The sequence below is a fragment of the Streptomyces sp. NPDC018263 genome (genome assembly GCF_055562575.1).
Genome location: NZ_JBVHFA010000007.1, coordinates 1 through 18,090 on the forward strand (window position 1 = coordinate 1; position 18,090 = coordinate 18,090).

14 protein-coding genes and 1 pseudogene are annotated in these 18,090 nt (G+C 73.1%); 2 read left to right on the forward strand and 13 right to left on the reverse strand.

Annotated features, from left to right (window positions below):
- The 9 genes and pseudogenes from ACZ3HQ_RS20465 to ACZ3HQ_RS20505 all read right to left on the reverse strand — a co-directional run.
- Positions 1-212 (reverse strand): annotated as a pseudogene (locus ACZ3HQ_RS20465) (hypothetical protein); the annotation flags it as partial.
- Between the two features lie 1,924 nt (positions 213-2,136).
- Positions 2,137-2,295, reverse strand: coding sequence for a DUF6760 family protein (locus tag ACZ3HQ_RS20470; RefSeq protein WP_467512834.1), 159 nt, complete (start codon positions 2,293-2,295; stop codon positions 2,137-2,139).
- Entirely contained in the window at positions 2,292-2,789 is a 498-nt protein-coding gene (locus tag ACZ3HQ_RS20475) for a zinc-ribbon domain-containing protein (protein WP_031183844.1), read from the reverse strand. Before ACZ3HQ_RS20475 ends, ACZ3HQ_RS20470 begins: the two co-directional genes overlap by 4 nt.
- Positions 2,786-3,226 carry a phage tail protein gene (locus tag ACZ3HQ_RS20480; protein ID WP_030803419.1) on the reverse strand — a complete coding sequence of 147 codons (441 nt, stop codon included), beginning with the start codon at positions 3,224-3,226 and terminating at the stop codon, positions 2,786-2,788. The genes ACZ3HQ_RS20475 and ACZ3HQ_RS20480 overlap by 4 nt, the downstream gene beginning before the upstream one ends.
- A gap of 48 nt (positions 3,227-3,274) precedes the next feature.
- Entirely contained in the window at positions 3,275-4,834 is a 1,560-nt protein-coding gene (locus tag ACZ3HQ_RS20485; RefSeq protein WP_467512836.1) for a phage tail sheath family protein, read from the reverse strand.
- Between the two features lie 141 nt (positions 4,835-4,975).
- Positions 4,976-7,021, reverse strand: a complete 2,046-nt coding sequence (locus ACZ3HQ_RS20490) for an ATP-binding protein (RefSeq protein WP_467512837.1) — start codon at positions 7,019-7,021, stop codon at positions 4,976-4,978.
- The gene (locus ACZ3HQ_RS20495) at positions 7,018-7,725 is read right to left on the reverse strand and encodes a Pvc16 family protein (protein ID WP_467512838.1); all 708 of its coding nucleotides are present in this window, start codon (positions 7,723-7,725) and stop codon (positions 7,018-7,020) included. Before ACZ3HQ_RS20495 ends, ACZ3HQ_RS20490 begins: the two co-directional genes overlap by 4 nt.
- Positions 7,722-10,934: a hypothetical protein gene (locus tag ACZ3HQ_RS20500; protein WP_467512840.1), complete on the reverse strand. Its 3,213-nt coding sequence runs from the start codon at positions 10,932-10,934 to the stop codon at positions 7,722-7,724. The genes ACZ3HQ_RS20495 and ACZ3HQ_RS20500 overlap by 4 nt, the downstream gene beginning before the upstream one ends.
- A 155-nt stretch (positions 10,935-11,089) precedes the next feature.
- Positions 11,090-11,800, reverse strand: coding sequence for a helix-turn-helix transcriptional regulator (locus ACZ3HQ_RS20505; protein ID WP_467512841.1), 711 nt, complete (start codon positions 11,798-11,800; stop codon positions 11,090-11,092).
- A 216-nt stretch (positions 11,801-12,016) separates the two neighbouring features.
- Here ACZ3HQ_RS20505 and ACZ3HQ_RS20510 point away from each other — a divergent pair, with 216 nt between their 5' ends.
- Entirely contained in the window at positions 12,017-13,375 is a 1,359-nt protein-coding gene (locus ACZ3HQ_RS20510) for a COG1470 family protein (RefSeq protein ID WP_467512843.1), read from the forward strand.
- Between the two features lie 287 nt (positions 13,376-13,662).
- Here ACZ3HQ_RS20510 and ACZ3HQ_RS20515 read toward each other — a convergent pair whose 3' ends face one another.
- Complete coding sequence (locus tag ACZ3HQ_RS20515) at positions 13,663-15,336, reverse strand: eCIS core domain-containing protein (RefSeq protein WP_467512845.1); 1,674 nt, start codon at positions 15,334-15,336, stop codon at positions 13,663-13,665.
- Positions 15,337-15,532: 196 nt separating this feature from the next.
- Complete coding sequence (locus ACZ3HQ_RS20520; RefSeq protein WP_467512847.1) at positions 15,533-16,156, reverse strand: TetR/AcrR family transcriptional regulator; 624 nt, start codon at positions 16,154-16,156, stop codon at positions 15,533-15,535.
- A gap of 145 nt (positions 16,157-16,301) precedes the next feature.
- Between ACZ3HQ_RS20520 and ACZ3HQ_RS20525 the strand changes: the two genes are divergently transcribed.
- Positions 16,302-16,880 (forward strand): hypothetical protein, encoded by a 579-nt coding sequence (locus tag ACZ3HQ_RS20525; protein ID WP_467512849.1) that lies wholly within the window; start codon positions 16,302-16,304, stop codon positions 16,878-16,880.
- Between the two features lie 214 nt (positions 16,881-17,094).
- Here the strand turns inward: ACZ3HQ_RS20525 and ACZ3HQ_RS20530 are convergent, their stop codons facing one another.
- Positions 17,095-17,448: a hypothetical protein gene (locus ACZ3HQ_RS20530; protein WP_467512851.1), complete on the reverse strand. Its 354-nt coding sequence runs from the start codon at positions 17,446-17,448 to the stop codon at positions 17,095-17,097.
- Positions 17,449-17,510: 62 nt separating this feature from the next.
- Positions 17,511-17,915 (reverse strand): FKBP-type peptidyl-prolyl cis-trans isomerase, encoded by a 405-nt coding sequence (locus ACZ3HQ_RS20535; protein ID WP_467512853.1) that lies wholly within the window; start codon positions 17,913-17,915, stop codon positions 17,511-17,513.
- Positions 17,916-18,090 lie beyond the last annotated feature (175 nt).

Genomic DNA, 18,090 nt, shown 5'->3' on the forward strand with positions numbered 1-18,090 from the left:
GAGGTCGGGGTGGTGCCGGGGGTACGGGGGGCCGAGGTCGGGGTGGTGCCGGGGGTACGGGGGGCCGAGGTCGGGGTGGTGCCGGGGGTACGGGGCGTCGAAGTCGGGGCGGTGACGGGGGTGCGGGGTGCCGGGGCCGATGTGTTGCCGGGGGTGCGCGGTGCCGAAGTCTCCGTGGTGCCGGGTGCGCTGGGCGCCTGCCGGGTGGGCATGCCGGGGTGCGTCGAGGCTGCCGGGGGCTGGGCGGTACCGGGTGCGGGGGTTGGGGCGCCGGGACGTGCCGGGTTCTGATCGGTACGGGAGGTCTGGACGGTGGGCGTGACCGGGCGGGCGGGGATCAGGGGGACCGAGCCTTGGCCGGTGCCGGATGCGTCGCCGGGTGCGCTCGGACGTGCCGAAGCCGGGGACGCGGAGCCTTGGTCGGCGCCGGACGCCCGAGGGGTTGACGTGCCTGGACGCGCCGGGGTCAGGGGTACCGGGTTCTGGCTGACGCCGGGGGAGGCGGCCGGGCGGGCGGAACCCTGGTCGCTCGGCGCCGTGGCTGGGGATACGGCACTCCGCCGCTCCGGCGCTCCGAGGGTCGGCCGCTTGGAGGTGCGGGGCGTGGCCGGGGTCGCCGGGGCGCGCTGTGCCGTACGAGGCGTGTCGTCGGGTGCCGACGTACGGCGTGCGGGGGTGCCCTGGGGGCCGGTACCGGGTGCCTCGTGCGCGGGGGTGCTGGTCCGGGCCACGGTCAGGGGCGCCGAGTCGGCGGAGCCCCCGGCCGACGCGGATTCCGTGGTCGTACGGCGCTGGACCAGGGGGTCGGCAGGGGTGGGGGCGTGAGGCGTCGGCCCGCTGGAGGCGTCCGGCTGCCCGTCGCCCAACAACGGCTTCTGTGAGGGCGGTTGAGGTCTCGATGTGCTGGACCGCTGCACCGGGGCCCGGCCAGGCCGCTGCCGGCCGCCGGGCACATCGGCCGTGGGCGGCAGCTCCGCCAGCGGTGCGCCCAGACCCGTCCGGGTACGCGGAGCCGAGGGTGCGGCCCGGCGCTGGACGGCCTCGGTGGACGGCGCCTGCCGCTCCCCGGTCGAGGCTTCCGCCCGACTCTGGACCACAGGAAGCGCGGGCCCCGGAGTGTCCCCCTCCACCGCACCCTGCTTCATCGGCACAGCGGTGGGCGGGAGTTGGGACAGAGGCTCACCCAACGGCGGACGGCTCCCCTCGCGCCGCTGAACCGTGGCCTGCTCCGCCTGAGTGACCCGATCAGCCTGCCCTCGCGACTCAGGCGCGGCCACCTCGGGAGCGGCCATCGGTACAGGAGTCACCCGCCGCACAGGACCGACCGGCCGCCGGGCGACGACCAGCGAGCGGCCCACGGGAAGCGGACGCACGGAAGGGGCAATCGCGCGCCGACTCTCCGTACCGGAAGAAGCCGAACCGCTCTCGGTGCGCGAGCCGGTGCGGGTCGGCGTGACAGCCGGTGCCGCCCCGCCCGTACGCGGATCCACCACCGCGACGCGCCGCACCACGGGGAGCGCCTTCGGAGCCGCTGCGGCCGTCGCCCGCTGCACCGCAGGGAAAGCCGTCGATGTGAGCCCCCGCTGCTCCTCGGCCGAGTCGGCGCTCCCCCGCCGCCGTACCGCGGGCACGCCAGACGCCCCGGACTCGGCGCCCTTGCCGGACGGAGAGCCGGGACCCGCCGTACGCGCCGTCTGCCGGGGACGGCCGGCCACGACCCGCTCCCGCCGTTCTCCGGCCTCGGGCCCGGCCTCCTCGGGTTCCTCCCGCCGCACCGCACGCAACAGCAGTGGCCCGCCCCCGCTGAACGTCTCCCCGGACCCCGAAGCCGGCCGCGCGACACCCCGCACCAGACCGGCCGGAGCCGAAGGCAGCACCCCGTGCGCGAGCCCCGTGTCGAAGGACGGGTCGCGCCAGGCGGCCAGCCCCGCACGGAAGCCGAGCCCGTCGCTGACCGCCAACGGGGCGCGGGAAACCGTCAGTTCGGGCGTGGCAGCCGCACGCCAGCCGCCGTCCCAGCCTTCGGGCACGCCGACGCCGGCAGGCGCCCGCTCCACTGGTGCGGAGCCGGCGCTGCCGACGTTCCCGGCGGCGGGCGGTCGGGAACGACGTACCCTGTCTCGCCATCCCATGCGGTCAACCGCCTTCGTTCACGCGGGTGTTGATGCGGGCGATCTCGGTGACCCACTCCCGGCGCTCGGCATGGGTGAGGTCGAGGATCTCCTCACGGGTCCAGTGGAAGTGGTAGGCGACGTACGCGATCTCCTCCCGCAGCCGGGGGAGCGCGTACGTCACGATTCCCCCAGGCGCCCACCCGAGAGGTCCACCTCGAAGCCGCCCTCGCAGTGCGGGCAGGTGACAGCCGCGCGCGTGTGGCCCTCGCTGTTGACACGCCGGTAGAAGTCCTGGAGGAACGCGACGTCGGTCGCGTACATCCGCTCCACGATCCCCGCGTGCACATCGGTGACCGTGCCGATCCGGGTGATCACCTGGCTGAGCAGCACGACACTGAGGTACGCGGGGTTCTCCTTGACCCGCAGGTCGATCTGCGGGCGCAACTCGTCGCGGGCCGTGGCCAGCCGCATCGAGCCGTGCCGGTGCACGGTGCCCGCCTCGTCGACGTACCCGCGCGGCAGCTCGAACTCGAACTCCGTGCGCAGCGCGGGTTCCTGGCGCGGCGGCGCCGCGGGCGTGAACGGCTTGGACACCGCCTCCGCCTCGTCCTTCGCGGGAGCCGTCGCCTGGAGGATCTCGTCCAGGTTGCCCGCGGTCACCGTACGGCGCCTCATTCGACGATGATCTCCTCGAACACGATGGTCACGGACTCGGTGGCGGCCGACGACTCGCCCGCCTTGAGGGACGGGCCCTCCCACTTGGACGCCCAGCCCTGCATGAGCTGGATGCGCCGCACGGTCTCACCCGTGGAGTCCTTGATCTCGATGGTGAGGTTCTGCCGCGCCGTGTCCACCGCGCCGTTGTTCAGCGTCTCCTTGATCCAGGAGGTGAACTCGCTGCTCTGGTCGAGTCCCCGGGTGATCGTGATCTCGCCGGCCTGGCGGGCGCCCGGCTGCTTGCGGATGATCTGCTTGCCCTCGGAGCTGACCTGCCGGACCTCGACCACCTCCTCCTCGACGCTCAGGCCGCTGATCTCCTGGATGGATTCGACCAGGTAGCCGCCGAGCTGGACGCCGAAGATATGGGTGGAAAGAGCATCGCCCTCAGCCATGACTGTCTGTCACCTTTCTGGGTGGATAAGTGCCGGAAGCGACGGGGGTCACTCGTCGACGAGGCTGGTGCTGTCGGAGAACTGCGCCAGCCGGAACACCACGAACTCGGCCGGCTTGACCGGCGAGACACCGATCTCGCAGACCACGCGTCCCTGGTCGATGGACTCCTGCGGATTGTTGTCCCGGTCGCACTTGACGTAGAACGCCTCGGCGGCCGTCCGCCCGAACAGCGCGCCCCGGCGCCACTCCTCGGTGAGGAAGGCGCTGACGTTGCGCCGGATGCTCGACCAGAGCCGGTCGTCGTTCGGCTCGAAGACCACCCACTGGGTGCCGAGCAGGATCGACTCCTCCAGGTAGTTGAAGAGCCGGCGCACGTTCAGGTACCGCCACGCCGGGTCGGAGGAGAGGGTGCGCGCACCCCAGACCCGCACACCCCGGCCGGGGAAGGTACGGATGCAGTTCACGCCGATCGGGTTGAGCAGGTCCTGCTCGCCCTTGCTCAGCCGCAGCTCCAGGTCGACCGCGCCGCGGATCACCTCGTTCGCGGGCGCCTTGTGCACCCCGCGCTCGGCGTCGCTGCGGGCCCACAGGCCGGCGACGTGGCCGCTCGGCGGAACGGTGATGTTGCGCCCCGCGGCCGGGTCCAGCACCCGGACCCAGGGGTAGTACAGGGTGGCGTAGCGGGAGTCGTAACCCGCCTCGTCGTTGCGCCAGTTGCGGACCGCCTGCGCGGAGAGGCCGGGCGGGGCGTCCAGGACGGCGACGCGGTCGCCCATCTGCTCGCAGTGCGAGATGACGGCGAGCTGCACCGTGCGCAGGCCCTCGGCGTCGATGTCACCGCGCTGGTAGGCGCTCATCAGGTCGGGGACGGCGACCATCGTGATCTCGTCCACGCTCTCCAGGCCGGCGAAGCCGGTGCGCGCGTCGGCGTCACCGACGTACTCGGCCGGGTCCAGCCGGGCCACCTGGCCGGAGCCGGAAGGGGCGGGCGCGGCCGGGGCGTCCGGCACGGCGATCGTCTGCGCGGCCGGCCGGGTCTGGTTCCCGCCGCGCTGCTCGGTCACCTCGATCAGCTTCGAGTTGCGGGCCTGGGTGGGCAGGTAGCCCTTGACGTTCCGGCGGGTCGAGGCGTCGTAGGTCTCGGCCACCTGCTCGCCCTGGCGGACCAGGACGCGGAAGCGGTCCTCCGGCGGGTTCTCGCCCTCCGGGTCGGCGATCTCGATGGACACGCCGGTCACGCCGGGCTTGGCCGCGATCTGGAAGCCGCCCACCTCGACGGCGAGCGCCGCCTGCTCGCGCCGCGCGCCGTCACCGTTCCCGGCCGGGGCGGAGGAGTCCTCGGCGGAGCCGCCGATGCGCACCACGTAGGCGGAGCCGCCGCCGTTGGCGAAGTAGCCGTAGACGGAGTGCGGCAGATACGCGCCCTGCACGAAACCGCCGAAGATCCGGCTGTACTGGTCCCAGCTCGTCACCAGCGTGGGCTCGTGGAACGGGCCGTCCTCGGCGAAGCCGACGAACGCGGCGACCGCGGTGCCCACACCCTCGATCGGGCGAGCACCGGACTGCACCTCCTCCACGTAAACACCTGGGGTGAGGTACGTCGGCATGCTCGCTCCTTCACGGGTCCTGCGGTCCGGGTCTGCTTCACCCTTTCCCCGGACCCTGACCGGCGGCAGGGGACATCGGGCCCTGACCGGGGGCAGCCCGCCTGCCCGCACGGACGGACAGGCCGCACCGCGCGTGCACGGTCAGGCGGCCGTGACCTGCGCGAGCCAGGGACCGAACTCGGCGGCCAGCACCAGCCGGCCGAGCTTGCGGTACTCCTGCGCGACCGACTCCACGACCTGCCGCATCGTCAGCTCGTTCCCCGAATCCGCCGCGAGATACGCGGCCGTCACCGCACACGACCGGATCGAGCCGCCCGCCAGCTCGAAGCGGTCGGCGCAGAACTTCAGGTCGACGTCCGCCGCGCGCGGCAGCCGCCCGCCCAGACACCGCTCCCACAGCGCGAGCCGCTGCGCCGCGTCCGGGATCGGGAAGTCGGCCACCACGTCGAGCCGCCGGGTGAACGCCTCGTCCAGGTTGGCCCGGAGGTTGGTGGTCAGCACGGCGATGCCGTCGAAGGACTCCATGCGCTGGAGCAGGTACGCCGACTCGATGTTGGCGTGCCGGTCGCGGGCGTCCTTCACCTCGGAGCGCTTGCCGAAGATCGCGTCGGCCTCGTCGAACAGCAGCACCGCGTTGACCGCCGACGCCTCGGTGAAGATCCGCTCCAGGTTCTTCTCGGTCTCCCCGATGTACTTGTCCACCACGGTCGACAGATCGACAACGTAGAGATCCATGCCCAGGTCGGTGGCGACCACCTCGGCGGACATCGTCTTGCCGGTGCCGGACTCCCCGGCGAACAGTGCGATCACGCCCCGCCCCCGGCCCCCGCCCGGCCGCATCCCCCACTGGCCGAGCACCTGGTCGCGGTGGCGGGCACGTACCGCGAGTTCGTGCAGGCCGCGCAGGGTCCTCGGCGGCAGCACCAGGTCGTCCCAGCCGACCGCCGGTTCCACCCGGCGCGCCAGCCGGGCGAGCCCCGCGCCGTTCTGCGCCCGTACGGCGGCCCGTACGTCCTCCGCGCCCACCGGGCGCCCGGCCAGCACGGCCGTGCGTACCGCGGCGTCGGCCGCGCGTCGGAGCTGGCCCGAGTCGAGCCGGTGCGCGGCCACGGCACGCGCCAGGTCCGCACTCGCCGAGCCGTCCGGGGCCCCGGCCGCCTCCAGCGCGAACCGCCAGCGCACGGCCTGCTGTTCGGGCGAGGAGATGCCCACCGTGCAGGACACCGGGGTACGGGCGGCCCACGCCGGGTCCCACACCTGCGCGCCGTAGGTGAACAGCGGGATGCCGGACAGCGCCGCGCACACCGTGCGCAGCACGTGGGTCCGCTCGGACGGCTTGTCGGGGAGGTCGTCGAGCGGGCCGAGCACCACCCCGGCGCCGGTCAGCCGGGCCTCGCGGGCGGCGGCAGCGGCCAGTTGGGGCAGGTCACGGGTGTGCCGGGCCAGGGCGACCGCGTCCAGGACCAGTGGGGTGCGGCCCGCCTCCCGCAGGGCCGCGTCCGCCAGGCCCTCGGGGGCACCGCCGACTGCCCGCAGGTGCACATGCCCGGTGCCGCTGCGGACCCCGGCGGCGGCCCGCCGGACCAGCGCGGGGTCGGCGGCCGGGTCGGCCGTGTGCTCCCCGAGCACCGACCCCAGCCGGGCGTCCGGCGCGGTGTCGCCCAGCAGATGCGCGGTCACCCGGTCGGGCACCGCCAACACCCTTGAGAGCGGCGGCCGTTCCGGCTCCTGGACCTCCAGCAGTCCGCCCGCGAGCAGGGGAGCGCCGGGGGAGAGGCGGAAGCGGGCCGGGGAGAGCCCGGTGTGCCCGCACAGTTCGAGGGCGAGCCCGACCGTGGGGCGGCGCCGGGTGAGGTCGTCGTTCAGGTAGCCGTAGAGCTGCTCGAAGCGGGCGTCCACGTCCGGGGCCAGGGCGACCAGCAGCAGGTCCAGGTCGAGCGGGGTGAGGCCGAAGTCATGGGCCAGGCGGCCCAGGGGGGAGTCCTCCGCCGACGGTTCGGGCTCGGCGGCGGACGGCTCGGCGCGGGTGTCGAGGACGCGCTGGGCCGCCTCGGGGGTGAGGTACTGGCCCCGGTAGGGGTCGTCCGGGTCCGGGTCGACGGCCCGCCGCGCGGCGACGGCCTTGCGCACCCGCTCCTCCACGGTGTGCAGCCGCCGCCACAGCTCCGGTTCCACGGTGTGCGTCATGGCTGTCGGTCACCCCTCCTGCGGCGCCGGGCGGGCGCGGGCCGCCGCTCGCGGGACCCGCCGAAGCCCTCCCCTCCGGGGTCGTCGATCTCCGTGTAGCGCAGCCGGCGCGTCGACTCCGGCTCGTCCGGCGGGGAGTGGGGGACCGACCGGACGACCAGGCCCTCGGTGACCGGGGGCGCGGCCACCCGCTCGATGCCGGCCAGCGGGGCGCGTACCCGTACCCCGAGCGACGGCTTCAGCTCGCCGCCCAGCGCGGACCACACGTCGGAGGCGGCCGGGGCGTCCAGACCGGTGCCGCCCGCGTCCAGGCCCACGATCAGGCCGAGTTCGGCGAGCGTGCCGGTGAGCAGGTGCGGGGCGAGGGTGTCCGTGGACGCCAGGGTGGACAGCACCTGGGACAGCAGCCGGTGCTCGTCCTGCGGGCGGCTCGCCCACGCCGTGACCAGATAGGTCAGCTCGAACCAGCGGGCGGGCGAGCGGCGGGCGACGACGAAGCCGTCCTCGTCGTAGATCTCGCCCGCGCTGCTGTTGCGCCGTGAGTTGTCCTCCCGGATGTCGTACAGGAACGCGCACACCGTGGGCGCGCTGCGCCGGGCCGCCCAGTCGCTGGTCGGCGCGTCGAAGACCACCTCGACGCCCGACGCGGCAAGGCCGGACTCCTCCAGCAGGCCCCGCAGGGCCTCGTCGACCTCGTGGATCACCGGCGGGTCACCTCGTCCGGGGGCTGCACACTGCCGTTGACGACCAGGAAGTCCGTCTTCACCGGGGAGAAGCCGGGGCCGCTCGCGGTGATGGTGCGCGGGCCCGTCTGGTCCTTGAAGAGGATCAGGAGCTGCCCGATGAACGTGCCGTCCGGCAGCGGCACCGTCGGCGCGGCGGCGGCCGTGATGCCGGGCTTCCAGCGGAACCGGACCGGCACCCCCGGAGGGAAGTCCTTGCCGCGCACCGAGGGCACGAAGCCGGGCTTGCCGACCGGCGGCACGGCGACGATCTTGGGCTGGAGGACGCGCAGCCGCTGCCGGGCGGAGTTGTCGCCCCGGTCTGCGTCCGTGCCCGTGGTGGTCAGAGTGCCGGTGACCTCGGCGGTCAGCGCCCTCTTCGGGCTGAGCACCACCTGGAGGGTGCTGCGGGCACCGGGCGCCAGATCGGGCAGCGCGCACAGCCAGTCGGCGTCACAGCCCGGCGGGCGCCCGTTGTTCGGGATGCCCGAGGGCAGCCCGATGCGCAGCCGGAGCCCGGTGGCCAGGGCGTTGCGGCCGTTGCGCACGGTGTACGTGACGACCACGCGGCCGCCGACATAGCCGGGGTTCGGGTTCGCGGTGACCGTCACGCCCGGACCGGCCTTCGGCGCCGGGGGCTCCGGAACCGGCGGCGCCGGGGGCGCGGGCGGTACCGGGGGCGTGGTGGGCGGCGTTGGAGTGGGCGGGGTAGGAGTGGGCGGGGTCGGGCTCGGCGTCGGGTCGGGCGGCGCGGGCGCCTCGCGCACCGGGACCACCGTGCGGTCGGTGTTGTCACTCGGGTCGGGGTCGATCACCGCGCCGGTCACCGACCAGTCGAGGGGCTGGTCGCCGGGCGTGACCCCGGTGACGGTGACGGTCACCGGGACGGTGGCGCCGGGCGGCACCACGCCGAGGTCGCAGGTGAGGCCGCGCACGTCGCAGCTCCGGCCGGGCGCGGTCAGCCCGGTGACGGTCGCCCCGAGGGGCGGCGCCACGGTGAACCGGGTGCCGGGCGAGGCAGCCGGGCCCTGGTTCACGACGTCGACGCGGACGGTGCCGGTACGGCCGACGGTCACCTGTCCCGAGGTGTCCGGAGCCTGGACCGCCAGGTCCACGGACTGCTGCACCGAGGGCTCCTTCTGACGGCCCCCCAGCCCGGTGGTCAGCGGGGTCAGGGCACCCGACTCCACATCCACCCGGCTCAGCTTCTCCGGGCTGTTCGCGGCGAGTTCGGCACGCGAGCTGAACACCAGACCGGTGCCGTCGGCCGTCCAGGCGGCATCACGCGGCTGGAACGGGCCGGTGGCCGAGGCGTCCGGCAGCTCCCGGCCGCAGGCGCCCGGAAGACCGCGCCCGGCGGCCGGCAGCAGCACCCGGCAGTCGTCGCCCGACACCGAGGTGAGCAGAAGCCCGCCCTGCTGGTCGACACGGCCGCCGCCCGCCTTGCGGTTGAAGGCGATGGTCTGCCCGTCGGGCGAGAAGGCCGGGCTGTCGTCGATCACGTCGCAGACGCCGGGGCAGTCGGCGGCGCTGAGGTCGCGCTGCCGGTCGAGATGGTCGACCGGGACGGTCCAGATGTGCTTGTTGCCGCTGCCCCCGTTGATGACCTGCGTCCGGGTGAAGGCGAGGCGGGTGCCGTCCGATGACCAGGTCGGCTGGGCGTCGGTGCCCTGCGCCTGCCCGGCCGGCGGGGTGATCCTGCCCCGGAGCGCGCCGGTGGCCACGTCCGCGATGAGCACCTGGCCCGGCCCGGCCGCGTCGCCGGTACCGCCGGGCGAAGTGCGCCGGAAAGCGAGGGACTTGCCGTCGGGGGAGAAAGTCGGGTCGGTGTCCCAGTCCTTCGCGCCGCGCCCCGCCAGCGGCAGGGGCCGCGCGTTGGAGCCGTCCGCGTCGGCCAGCCAGATCCGCTCGATGCGTCCGGCGTCGGAGTCCTCGAACCGGGTCAGCACGATCTGCCGCCCGTCCGGGGTGTAGTTCTGCCGCTCCGTCCACGGGTCGGACCCGGCGGCGGGCTGGAACAGCGGGTCCTTCGCCGGGTCCGTGTTGGTGTCGGCCGCAGGGTCCTCGTTCAGGATCGTCAGCCCCAGGTCACGCGGGTCGGAGCCGTCGGCGCGGGCGTCCTGGAGGGTCACCACATGCGGTCCGGCGGCGGTGGTGCGGTCCACCACGGCGCCACCGCCGTCCACCGGTCCGAGCCAGGTGACCGTGCCGACCTCGCGGTCCTCGGTCAGGACGAGCGACCGGTTGGCGTCGTCGTCGGAGTGCACGACCGTCCTGAAGACGTGGTCGAAGTCGCCCTCGCACGTGCAGTCGCGGTCCGGGCTGAGGAACAGCACCTGGTTCCCGTCGGGCAACCAGGCTGCCCCGTGGGTACGCCAGCCTGCCTCCGTGGCCCCCAGCAGCGGGCCACCCTCGCCCGAACTCGCGTATACGTAGCGCAGCTTGGGGCCGTCGGCGTTGGTGGCCGTGTACGCGATGATGTCGCGCTTGCCGGCGGTGTCCAGCGGGTTCCACGCCGGTTCGCCGGCCGTGCCGTTCGCCGGACCGGTGACCCGGTTCGCGGTGCCGCCGCCGAGCGGGCGGACGTAGATCTGCTGCCCGACCAGGGGATCGGCGTCGCTGGAGTACGCGAGTCGCCCGCCGTCCGGGGACACCGTCGGGCACTCCTCGTCGGCCGGGGTGTTCGTCAGCCGGGTCAGGCCCGTGCCGTCGGTGCGCACCAGCCACAGGTCGCGCTGGGTGGCGCCGCCGGGGCCGCCGGGCTCGGCCGAGTCGAAGACGACCGACCGGCCGTCCGGCGTCAGCCGCGGGTGCGCCGCGTCCCGGCCGCGGGTCAGCTTGGTCACGGAACCGTCGGCGGCCCGGAGGTAGACCTGCGGGTTCCGCTCGTCCCGGCGGCTGGCGAACACCAGCCGGTCGCCCAGCGCCGAGGGTTCCACGTCGTAGTGGGTCGCGCCCGCGCCGAACAGCGGGGTGCTGGACTTCGTCGTCACCACCCGGCCCAGGCTGCGGTGCCGGGTGCCCGCGAAGGCGATCCGGGTCACCGCCGCGTCACCGGCGCGGGGGCGGGCCTTCGCCGTACCGGGACCGGCGGCCGCGGTCACCGCCAGCAGGGGGACCAGCAGCAGCAACGCCAGGCCGATCCGCTCCAGCGGGTACCGCCACCCGCCGGCCTTGTCCGTGCCCGTCACGGGCCCACCTCACCGTCCGCACTCCGCTTTCGCACAACCGTCCGCCATCCTGGGCGTCGCCGTCCCTGGTGCGGCAGGGCCGACGGGACGCTCCCGGGGGAAGCGGCGGAGGGGCTTTCGGGCAGTGTGCCGACAGCCGGTGGTCAGTACACCTGTCAGATCAAGCCGTTGCGCAGGGCGTAGCCGACCGCGTGAGCCCGGTTGCGGAGCTGCAGCCGGGTGATCACCTCGTGCAGCACGTTCTTCACGGTGCGCTCGGAGTACGAGGTCTTCCGGGCGATCTCCCCGGTGTCCAGGCCCTCCGCCACCAGCCGCAGCATCTCCGTCTCGCGGGGCGCCAGCGTGGACAGCGAGGCCGCCCGCGGGTCGAGCGGGGAGGAGCGCTGCATGCTGCCGACGTGGGTGAGGAGTTTGGCGAGCAGATCGCCGGGCAGCATGCCCTCGCCGTTGGCTATGGCGAGGACCAGGCGCAGCAGCCGGTCCTGGTCGGCCTCGGCGCGGCGGAGCACGGCGGCGACCCCGTTGTCGATGGCGCGCTGGAGAGCGTCACCCGACTCGAAGGTGCCGACCACCAGGCCGGTACGGGTCGCGGAGTTGTGGCGCAGCCGGTTGAGCAGCGCCGATGTCTCGTCGTCCACCGTGTCCACGGTGATCAGGGAGACCTGGGCGCTGTCGGCCGCCCCGGCCTCCACGAACTCGATCTCGGGGCGCTGGCGCAACTGGTGCACGATGCCGACGTAGAGGACGGGGTCGGGGGCGTAGACGGTGACGGACACCCGCTCGGTCCGCCGGGCCGAGGTGGTCCAGGGGGCGTTGTGGTGGGCGGCGGGCGCGGGAGGGTCGGCCTGAGGGCAGCTCGTGGTCATGAGTCCTGTTTCCATCGAACGTGTGGGGGTGGTGCGGCGCGCCGGTGGAGCAACGTGCGGGACCGAGCGGCGGAAGTCGGCCCGCGCAGGGTCTTCGAAGGTCAACTGGTGCTATCTCAAAGGGAGTAGAGGAGCGCTGTCCGGGGCACGAACGCTGCCCGCGGGCTTGCCCTCGCGTCTCTCCGAGGGGCAGGGGCCGCGTCATACGGTCACCGGGTGACGTCTCCAGCATCCACCCCCAGCCCCGGCGCGCCCGGTTCCGACATCCCCGCGGTGTCGGTGACGCCCGGCGGAACCGCCACCACCACCCTGACCGTCCGCAACGACAGCGACATCGTCGAGGCATACGGCCTCGAGGTGGTCGGCGACTGCGCGGCCTGGGCCACGGTGGAGCCCGCGCGCGTGTCCCTGTACCCGGGCACCTCCGAGACGGTGACCATCCGGCTCGAACCCCCGAGGTCCCCCGAGATCCGGGCCGGCGAGGTGCCGCTCGCCGTGCGCGTGCTGCCCACCGAGCACCCCGAGGCGGTACGGGTGCCCGAATCGACCGTACGGGTCGAGGAGTTCCGGGAGCTGCGCGCCGAGATCGCCCCGCGCCGCCGCCGGGGCTGGCTGCGCGGCCGGTACCGGCTGGCGCTGCGCAACGAGGGCAACACGCCCGTCACGCTGGGCTTCACGCCCGCCCAGCCGGGCGAGGAACTGCGCTTCACCGTCAAGCCCGCCGAACAGGCCCTGGAGCCCGGCGAGTCGGCGGAAGTGGCCCTGCGGGCCCGTATCGGCAGGCCGGTGTGGTTCGGCGCCCCCGTCACCTGGCCGTTCACCGTCACCGTGGCCGAGACGGCGGAGCCGGAGGCGACGCGGCCGGAGCCCGCGGACGCCGTCCGCACCCCGCTGGACGCCGAGTTCGTCCAGATCCCGGTCTTCCCCAAGTGGCTGCTCGCGGTGCTCGCCGCGCTGATCGCCCTGCTCCTCGCCTGGTTCACCCTGGTACGGCCCGCCGTGCGCAGCGCCGCTAAGGAGGCGGCCGACGAGGTCGTCCAGCAGCGGCCCACCCCCGGCGGCAGCGAGCAGGCCGGCCAGGGCACGGGGGCCGACGACGGGCGGCCCGGCACCGGCAGTGGCGGCGCGGGCAGTCAGCCGGGAACCGGCGGCGGCGGCGACGGCACGGGCACCGGGACCGGAACCGGCGACGGTGGCGGTGGCGGCGCGGCCGGGGGCGGCGGCCAGAGCTCGGCCACCATCGACGTGCAGACGGGCGGCGGCTCGGAGAAGACCGGCACCTACACGGTCCCCGCGGACAAGGTCTTCCAGGTCACCGACATCGTCGTGGCCAACTTCCAGGGCGACGAGGGGGTGCTGACCATCAACTTCGGTGACCGCAAGATCACGACGATCGCGCTGGAGACCTTCCGCAACCAGGACTATCACTGGGTCACCCCCATCAGGATCGCCGCGAACGACACGGTCACCGCTCAGGTCACCTGTGCCAAGCCGGGCACCCCTGCCACCGGCAGGCGGGCACAGGAGTGCCATGAGGTGCTCAATGTCAGCGGAGTGCTCAGCGACACCAGGTGACGTGGGCGTCGTGCCCATGCTCTTCGAGACGCGCCGCGATGCAAAGCCGCGACAGGGCCGGGCGTCCGGAAAACGGACCCCCGGCCCTGCCGGGCAAGTGCCCCAATTGCGCGACTATGTTCGAGTGTCTTGCCTGAATTTCTCTCGGTAACCGTGCGTAGGCGTCATTGAATACGAATCAAACTTGGCTGGATCTTCTCCAAGCACCGGAGCGGGGTGAGGGAGCAACGACGAGGCCGGCGTGAAGGCCGGCCGGCCCGCCGGCATCCACTCGCCCGAGGGACGGCTCAGGGGGAGGTCGACATCTGGTCGTCGGACCCCGTGTACTCGTCCCCGCTGCTCTGCGAGTCGAAGGTCATGGTCATGAACGGCTGCCCCGGCGACTGGGACCCCTCGGACATCTCCACGTCCGAACTGCTGGAGGAGCTGGAGTCGCTGTCCGGCGACGGACCCGGAGCGTCGTGCAGCGTGTAGGTGGCCTTGTCACCCGTACCGTGCTGGGTCACCAGGCCCGCCGCCACGTACCGTTCGAGCTGCTTCTTGCGGCGGTCGGCGGGGATGGCCGACTTGGACATGCCCGCCGCGTGCTGCTCGGCGGCATCGGCGGCCGGTGTTCCGCCCTGGGCGCGCGCGTCGTGGTAGTCGTTGTGCGAGAGCATGTCGGCCCGGTCCGCACCGAGCGCGAGCAGCACGAAATCGTCCATCTCCGCGTGCGTCAGGGTCTCGCCGGCACGGCGGTCCAGGTCGTCCATGGCCTTCTCGTAGAAGAAGAACAGGTCGCTCGGGTCGGCGCCGGACCGGATCAGGTCATTGGTGTCCGGCTCGTTGTTCCACTGCTTGTACGGCGCTCCGTCGTGGTAGACGTCGATCCGCGTCGGCACCATCACCGCACGGTGGTTGCCGCTCGCCGACGCGTAGTGCACCACGAAGCGCACGGTGCCCGCGTCGATGTCCGCGAGCGCCTGCTCCATGCGCCGCCACATGCCGGTGCCCTGGTTGAGGGACCACTGCGGGACGATGTTCCGGGGGTCGTCCACACCGCCGACCTCCAGACCCATCACATGCCCGCGGTCGTACCCCGCGCCACCGAACAGGTCCCGCCACACGTCCGCCTCACTGGGCACCTTCCACTTGTTGGCGGTCGCCTGCCCCTTGTACGCCTGCTGGAGCTTGCGCACCGCGATCGGGTTGGGTGCGGCGGGCCTGCCCTTGGTGCCGGTCTTGCTGACCGGGCCGCTCACCTCGTGCGGACGCTCGATCCGCAGGTTCTGCGCGGTCTCCGCCCCCTTCTTCGAGGGCGTGTAGTGCGAGACCTGCGCGTTCTCGAGGTCCATGGTCAGGGCCCGCTGCACCGTGTCCGGGTCCGTGCCCACGGCCCGCTGCACCGGCCCGGCCGCGCCACCGCCCTCCGGAACCGGGCCGGACATCACCCGGTGCGCGTTGGCCTCCGCCGCCCGCTCGAACCGGTCACCGGGGTCGGACAGGGCGAACCCGTGCCCCGAGTCGGTCCCGGACACCGGCCCCTGCCGCTGCTGCACGACGTGCGTCAACTCGTGCGCCAGGGTGTGCTTGTCACCACCCCCGCGCCCCAGGACGACATGGCTGCCCGCGGTGTACGCACGGGCACCGATCTCGGTCGCCGACCGCTCCGCGTCCGGCCCGCTGTGCACCCGCACATCCCCGAACCCGGTCCCGAACCGCGCCTCCATCTCGCCGCGCACCGAGGCGTCCAGCGGCCGCCCGGCCCCGCGCAGCACCCGGTTGACCGAGGACCGCTGCACGGCCGCTGCCGCCGCGGCGTTCCCGGCGGACCGCTGGAGCGCCGCGACACCGGCCGGACTCACCGCCCGGCCGGGCCCGGCGGGCCGCACGGCGTCCGTCCGGCCCCCGGACGCCGAACTCCGTTCCTCCGCCGAGTCGTTCCCGGCTTCCTGCCGGCTCCGCCGCTGGTGTGTCGCCATGTCCCGCCTTCCGTCGGTCTGGCCATGGTGCGCAACACGCACGGGGGACGCCAGGGCAGGTGAGGCACTTCGCGGGCATCGCCGATGCCCGAAAGGGGACCACGCCGCCGGCCGGCCGGAGCGTGTGGCCCCGCGCGAGGACGCGACCACGCGCTGAGCCCCGGCGCCGTACCTCAGGCCGGTCCTGTCCAGGCGGTCATGTGGCCGACGGGGCCGGGGAGTTGGGGTCAGGGGTCGGTGCCGTGCCCGTGCGCAGGAGACCCTCGATGCCGTCCAGGAACGTGTCGCAGATCAGCGCCGGGTCGAAGAGGCAGCCGGCGGCCATGGCGCCGTCCCGGAGCATGACGAAGTGCCGGCCGGTCACCTCGGCGGGAGAGCAGCCGGCGTCCTCCATGAGCTGCGTGGCGGTTTCCAGGAACCATTGCCGGTGGGCCAGCACGGCCTGGTGGACGGGGTGCGCCGGGTCGGGATACTCGGCCGCCGCGTTCAGGAAGGCGCAGCCGCGGAAGCCGGGGGACTGGATGCCCTCGGCGATGGACCTGCCCACGGCCCGGACCGTCTCGGCCGCCGGGAGACCCTGGGCCCGGATGGCGGCCACCTGTCCCCGGATGCCGTGGTCGGCCTGCTGGAGGTAGGCGAGGATCAGCTCGTCCTTGCCCTTGAAGTGCCGGTACAGCGTGGCGCGGGTGACCTTCGCCTCCGCGATGATCCGGTCAACTCCGACGGAGTGAATCCCCTCGGCGTAGAAGATCCGGGTCGCTGTGTCGAGCAGGCGCGCCCTGGCTTCGGACGTGCTCTTGCCTTCTGTGCCCGCGGTCATGGGGGCCACGGTAGCAGGCAGGGAGGGAGAACGTTCGGTCTTGACGGGGGGAGGGGGAGCCCCTTAGATGGACACAGGGAGACCGAACGTTCTCCCTCTTCTTCGACTTCTGGTGGAAGACCCGATTTCGCCGAAAGGGCATCCCATGGCCTCATCCCTCGCCGCCCCCACCAAGAGCGACACCGGGGCGCTGCGCCGCCTGTACTTCCTGCGCTTCGCATTCGCCACGGTATGGGCGGCCCTCGTGTTCGCCTCCGCCCACACCCTGAGCCCGCTCAGCGCGACGCTGCTCGTGATCTACCCCTTGTTCGACGTGGCGTGCGCGGTCATCGACATCAGGTCCGCCAGGGCGGCCCACGGACCGGTGCGCGGTCTCTGCGCGAACATCACGCTCAGCGCTCTCACCACCGCAGGTCTGGTCGCCGCAGCCGCATCAGGCATCCCGGCGGTCCTGCGGGTCTGGGGCGCGTGGGCGATCACCGCCGGAGCCGTCCAGTTGATCGTCGGCGCCCTGCGACGCCGACGCGGCATGGCGGGGCAGTGGCCGATGATCCTCAGCGGGGCCATCTCGACTCTCGCCGGAGCCTCGTTCATCGCCCAGGCCGGCAAGGCCGATGCCTCCTTGGGGGCGCTGGCCGGGTACGCCTTCCTCGGCGGGGTGTTCTTCCTGGTCTCCGCGCTCCGTCTGGGACGGGCCGACAGGTCCGGCCGAATCGCCGCGTGACGAGCCGGCGTCGGTCGCGGGGGAGTACCGGGAAGTGGCCGTACCGTCCGTCGGCAGGACCCCCACGACTCACGCCGCCCAGGGCCTGTTGCGAAAGTGGATCTTGTTCGTCGATGGTCACGTCCGGGGGGACGTGGGGATCTGACGAACGGGCAGCGGGGCGATTCCCGCACTGTTCCAGCCGCAGCGATCAATGAGTGGCTGTGACGGTGCTCTAACAGGACATCGGAAGCCATGCCAGCGCCTCACGCCAACCCTGGCGATCGTGCGCCCAGTCCATCATCACTTTGGCAATCGGCTCTGGGCCGATGACCTCACGTGGCCTCGGGACATGAGCCTGGAAGTGCTTGTCCGCGCTGCCTTCGCGGTACTCCACCTGGTAGCTCATGTCGTCATTCAGGTACACCTGCATGTAGTGCTGATCCACAGGCTCCAGGTCGAGCCTGCTGAGGATCACGAACCGGTGACTCAGGTTCATATCAGCCAACAGGTCGTGCAGGGCGTCCTCGCTCGGATCGTCCACAACGCGCCCGTCATCTTCGATTGCCCGCAGCACTGGTTTCACCATGCCCGCGACTGTACTGGCCTACCAGGATTCAGTCGCCCACCAGTGCACTTTCACAACACTCCTCAGGCGTTGCTCCACCCGGTCGTGGGGGAGTACGAGTCCAGCAGATCCACCACGAAGACCAGGGTGGAGCCCGCCGGGATCAAGGGCGACGGCGACTGATTGCCGTACCCGAGACGCGGAGGAACGATGATCTCGCGCCGACCGCCGACCCTCATCCCCCTCACCCCCCGGTCCCAGCCCTTGATGACCTTCCCGCTGCCCAGCGCGAACTTGTACGGCTCGCCCCGGTCCCAGGAGGCATCGAACTCCTTCCCGGACTCGAAGGTCACGCCCACATAGTGGACCCGGACCACCATGCCCGGCTTGACCTCGGCCCCGTCCCCGACGACCAGGTCCCGGATGGTCAGCTCGGCAGGAGCGGCGCCCTCCGGGACATGGACCTCGGGCTTCGTCAGTTCACTCACCGCAACCTCGTCACTCTTCGCCGAAAGCCGTCGGACGGACCGGCCGACCGTACGGACGCTCCACGTATCCACTGCTCACGCTACCGAGAATGCCGACCCGGCAGCGCGCCGGCCTGCCGGAACGCCACCGCGTACCGGCCGGCCGCGATCCGCTCCCGAGGCTTGGGTCGCGGTA

Coding starts and splice junctions, on each gene's coding strand:
- ACZ3HQ_RS20505 (WP_467512841.1), bottom strand. CDS start 11,800: ATGACCACGAGCTGCCCTCAGGCCGACCCTCCCGCGCCCGCCGCCCAC.
- ACZ3HQ_RS20515 (WP_467512845.1), bottom strand. CDS start 15,336: ATGGCGACACACCAGCGGCGGAGCCGGCAGGAAGCCGGGAACGACTCG.
- ACZ3HQ_RS20520 (WP_467512847.1), bottom strand. CDS start 16,156: ATGACCGCGGGCACAGAAGGCAAGAGCACGTCCGAAGCCAGGGCGCGC.
- ACZ3HQ_RS20475 (WP_031183844.1), bottom strand. CDS start 2,789: ATGAGGCGCCGTACGGTGACCGCGGGCAACCTGGACGAGATCCTCCAG.
- ACZ3HQ_RS20490 (WP_467512837.1), bottom strand. CDS start 7,021: ATGACGCACACCGTGGAACCGGAGCTGTGGCGGCGGCTGCACACCGTG.
- ACZ3HQ_RS20480 (WP_030803419.1), bottom strand. CDS start 3,226: ATGGCTGAGGGCGATGCTCTTTCCACCCATATCTTCGGCGTCCAGCTC.
- ACZ3HQ_RS20485 (WP_467512836.1), bottom strand. CDS start 4,834: ATGCCGACGTACCTCACCCCAGGTGTTTACGTGGAGGAGGTGCAGTCC.
- ACZ3HQ_RS20525 (WP_467512849.1), top strand. CDS start 16,302: ATGGCCTCATCCCTCGCCGCCCCCACCAAGAGCGACACCGGGGCGCTG.
- ACZ3HQ_RS20530 (WP_467512851.1), bottom strand. CDS start 17,448: ATGGTGAAACCAGTGCTGCGGGCAATCGAAGATGACGGGCGCGTTGTG.